Genomic DNA, 3,762 nt, shown 5'->3' with positions numbered 1-3,762 from the left:
GTCCAATGGGACAACTGAAGAAAATGTTTGGGTAATGAAACACACAGAATGAGCCATTTTAATATTAAAATTGAAGAGTTACCATCTCTAGAAAAAAAGTTTCCGCCAAAGTCTTGACACATACTGAAGTCTAATTGTAGTGTTAAAGCAGTTTCCATTGTGGTATAATTTTGATACAAAGTGAGCCCCTCCTATAATTTCTGTTGGTACTTCAATTATAGCCGGTGGGGCTCATTTTGTCTTTAAAAAAGAAACATCCCTCGACCATTTTTTTCTCAAAATCGGTCGAGGGATGTATTCATTTTAGGGGAGTTTTTTCCCAGCCCCTTTTTGAATCTAATATTAAATTTTTTCTCTGTCAGGCAATTCCTTCAAATACTTAGTAGGGGTCTGACCTGTAATTTTTTTGAATACTTTTGTGAAATAGGAGTGACTGTTGAAGCCAGCCAAGTTTGCAACTTCACTTAACTGATGTTCTCCTAAATGGAAGTAATATTTTGCCAGATAAACACGCTGCTGGTTAACATAGCCGATAAATGTATTTCCCGTCTCTTGCTTAAATTTACGTGCAAGATGAACTGGATGCATCCCATAAATCGAAGCAATATTTGTCAACGTCAGTTCGCCTGTCAAATTTTCAGTAATATAACTGACAATCTCTTTCAGGACCGTAGAATAACTAGATGTAGAGAAGTGAATGACTGCGTGGCAGTATTCTCTGAAAATCTGGAAATAAACATGTTCAACTAGATAATCAATTGAATCAGCGTCGTTGATAATCATTGAAAACCGCTCAAAAATCAGATGTAAGTAAAGGGGCAACACCCCACCGTTTTTAGCAGCGATACGAGCATACGTATTGACAGTGACAAGATGACTTTTAAACCGATGAATGAGGTCATAGTCACTGGTCTGATCCAGATATTCCAGTACTTTCTCTACATCGATCAAATCAAGTGTTTTTTCAAGTAGTTGGCTATTACCGGCTGTTATGGCATCTGACAATTGATCCTGGATTAAATATCGGTAATTCATTGATTCACTTGTGAGCTCCTTGAGTTTGTTAATCCGTTCTTTCTTCAAGACTTCTTTTTTCTCATGACTCTTCATAAGATCTAATCCTTTCCCAATTGCTATAATCGATAACATCTCCCATGTTAAATATACCATAACACTGAAGAAAACAAACAATAATTGCATAAAAAACGGCTGTTTTTTGAGACTTTTTTTTGAAAAAGGGTAAAATATTAATTTTTTTAGCAGTAAAATACTATATTAGAATTATTATTTTATGATACTGACTCATTATTAAAATGTGCATATTATAATAAATATACATTATTAAATTTTATTTATCAGAAACTCACTGAAAAGCGTATTCTTTTACAAGTTATTAAGTCAATGATAACATTAAACATGTAAATAAGTGAATAAAATATGACGAAATTAATGACGAAAGGGTGATGAAATGGATCGTCACATCTTGGGAACATTTTCGGATGAAGAAGACACAATTAAAGAGGTTAATCGCCTGATCAGTGAGGAAGGTTATTCTTCCGATGAGCTTACTTTGGTTATGGACAGGCACAATTCGTACGACGCGAGGCTTAACAGCTTGAAGAATGTTCAAGTCGATCAAGTCACTGTCGAAGAAAGCGATGGTAACGTCTGGGAGAAGATTAAAGAAACCTTCTCTTTTGGTTCTTATGACAGTGAAGCTTCTCACTCAATTCTTGAGGATTACGGTGTTCCTCATGATCGAGCTGAACATTACATGGATGCATTGCAAGAAGGGGAAATCATACTTCTGGCCAACAGTGATGCACCACGAACAATAGAGTTATCAGAAGTAAATGAAGATATAGTAAAAGAGGAGAGAAATGACATGACAGATAAAGAAAAAAGAGATGCACCATTAGATGAGGTCAATTCTGAAGAAGAATCAGCGATAAAAGATGACAAAAGTCAGGATAAGGAACCTAAAGATATTGAAACATCTGAAACAGATGAGGAGTCAATGACAAATTCCATTGATCCGAGTCAGGTTGAACACACGCGTAAAGAAGAAGTTCAAACACCTCAATCATTTTCTGACGAAGAGCACAGTGGTGAAGATCTGAAACAGAACAAAGAAGAAGATCCGGATCTGACAGGAGAAGAAGAAACAGTAGAAATTGAAGAATCTGTACATGGATACGGCAACGACTTGGCAAAAGGGGTTGTCAAACCTGTGCCTAAGAGTCCTTTGAACACTGAAGGTAAACAGGAAAAAGATCCCTCAGAAAAATCAGATGCACCTGAATCAGATGCCAATTATCCGGAAGACTCAGAAGATGCTGGGATGAAATCCGAAAATTAAATCATTCAAGGAGCGAGATATATTGGGAGAACAGGACAAAGTAAAAACACAGAAGCCGAAAAAAGATTATTTCATGGTTGATGAGTCCAAGAATATGGATCGAAAACCTGTCATAGAATCAGACACCTACAAAGCTGCAGGTAAACTTGAAGGAAAAGTTACTCTAATTACGGGTGGAGATTCTGGAATTGGAGCAGCTACAGCAATTCTATTTGCTAAAGAAGGTGCAAATGTTGCGTTCACCTATCACTCATCTGATGAAGACGCCACCCGTACTGAAAATCGACTGAAAGAAATTGGAGCAGAAGTTCTCGTGTTTAAAGGTGATGTTGGTGACGAATCATTTGCTGATGAAGTGATCAGCAGTCTCACTGATAAGTGGGGAACTATTGACGTACTGGTGAACCATGCTGGTGAACAGAGATATCAGGCTAGCATTACTGATATCAAGGCGGAACAGATCGATCGGACCTACAGAACAAATATATTCAGTATGTTCTATTTTGTGAAAGCAGCATTGAATCATTTGTCAGAAGGCGCTTCGATCATTAACATTTCTTCAATCACAGCTTACAAAGGTAATCCCACACTTATGGACTATTCTGGAACAAACGGGGCCCGAGTTTCATTTACTCGTTCTTTGGCACAAAACCAGGAGATACTTGATAAGAAAATCAGAGTCAATTCTGTCGCTCCAGGACCGATCTGGACTCCGCTAATACCGTCAACATTCCCAGAAGAGGCTCTGGAAGAGTTTGGAAAGGACGGCGCACTTGGTAGACCCGGAGAAGCGTATGAACTTGCTCCTGCCTATGTTTACCTCGCTTCCGATGATTCCAGCTATGTTACAGGACAGACGATTCATGTAAACGGTGGAGTGATAGTGAACGGATGACAAAGTAAAGGATGATAGTATGTCAAAAGATAATGAATTAAAAAGACCTAACCATAATGAAAGAAATAATGGTGGAGACGACCCCGCATATAATCAGGTCGTTTCTCCTGATACTTCAGCTCCTCTTGGCTACATCAAAGATCGTCCCTTGAGAGACAAACTGTCAGAAGAAGAAGTGGACAGAAAAGCCAAAGGAGAGTCTCCCGGAAACGAAGTGGAGCTGGATTTAAACCCTAATCCAGATACTGAAAGTGAAGACGATACTGTTTAATAGCCTTAAGCTAGGATACTCCAGTTGGGAATGTTCTAGCTTTTTTTGCAGAATTCAGGACTGGCTGGCAAAGAGGACGAACTGAAATTTACAAATCCTGACTACGAGCTGCTATGTGTAAAATTAATGTCGGAAGAGGGGAAATTCGACCTAGACAAAAAGAAAGAAGACCCTTAATCTAGAGATAACGACAACGCTAGAGAAAGAGGTCTTCTTATGAATCAAATTATATCAGAA

General features: G+C 38.3%; 4 protein-coding genes. 3 read left to right on the top strand and 1 reads right to left on the bottom strand.

Annotated elements, in window-relative coordinates; all coding sequences use genetic code 11:
* Nucleotides 1-342: 342 nt before the first annotated feature.
* Nucleotides 343-1,110, bottom strand: a complete 768-nt coding sequence (locus tag ACYQ2O_RS11005) for a helix-turn-helix transcriptional regulator (protein ID WP_459768588.1) — start codon at nt 1,108-1,110, stop codon at nt 343-345.
* Between the two features lie 358 nt (nt 1,111-1,468).
* On the opposite strand from ACYQ2O_RS11005, the gene ACYQ2O_RS11000 reads away from it, so the two are divergent.
* The 3 genes from ACYQ2O_RS11000 to ACYQ2O_RS10990 are packed head-to-tail and all read left to right on the top strand — an operon-like array spanning nt 1,469 to nt 3,525.
* Entirely contained in the window at nt 1,469-2,359 is an 891-nt protein-coding gene (locus ACYQ2O_RS11000; RefSeq protein ID WP_459768586.1) for a general stress protein, read from the top strand.
* 22 nt (nt 2,360-2,381) lie between these two features.
* The gene (locus tag ACYQ2O_RS10995; RefSeq protein WP_459768585.1) at nt 2,382-3,254 is read left to right on the top strand and encodes an SDR family oxidoreductase; all 873 of its coding nucleotides are present in this window, start codon (nt 2,382-2,384) and stop codon (nt 3,252-3,254) included.
* Between the two features lie 19 nt (nt 3,255-3,273).
* Nucleotides 3,274-3,525 (top strand): hypothetical protein, encoded by a 252-nt coding sequence (locus ACYQ2O_RS10990; protein WP_459768583.1) that lies wholly within the window; start codon nt 3,274-3,276, stop codon nt 3,523-3,525.
* Nucleotides 3,526-3,762 lie beyond the last annotated feature (237 nt).

It is taken from the genome of Alkalibacterium sp. m-11 (assembly GCF_054658155.1).
This window is presented reverse-complemented; position numbering and strand designations above follow the sequence as displayed.

What these genes read in the sequence shown, in the direction of transcription:
- ACYQ2O_RS11000 (WP_459768586.1), top strand. Translation starts at nt 1,469, where the DNA reads ATGGATCGTCACATCTTGGGAACATTTTCGGATGAAGAAGACACAATT.
- ACYQ2O_RS10990 (WP_459768583.1), top strand. Translation starts at nt 3,274, where the DNA reads ATGTCAAAAGATAATGAATTAAAAAGACCTAACCATAATGAAAGAAAT.
- ACYQ2O_RS11005 (WP_459768588.1), bottom strand. Translation starts at nt 1,110, where the DNA reads ATGAAGAGTCATGAGAAAAAAGAAGTCTTGAAGAAAGAACGGATTAAC.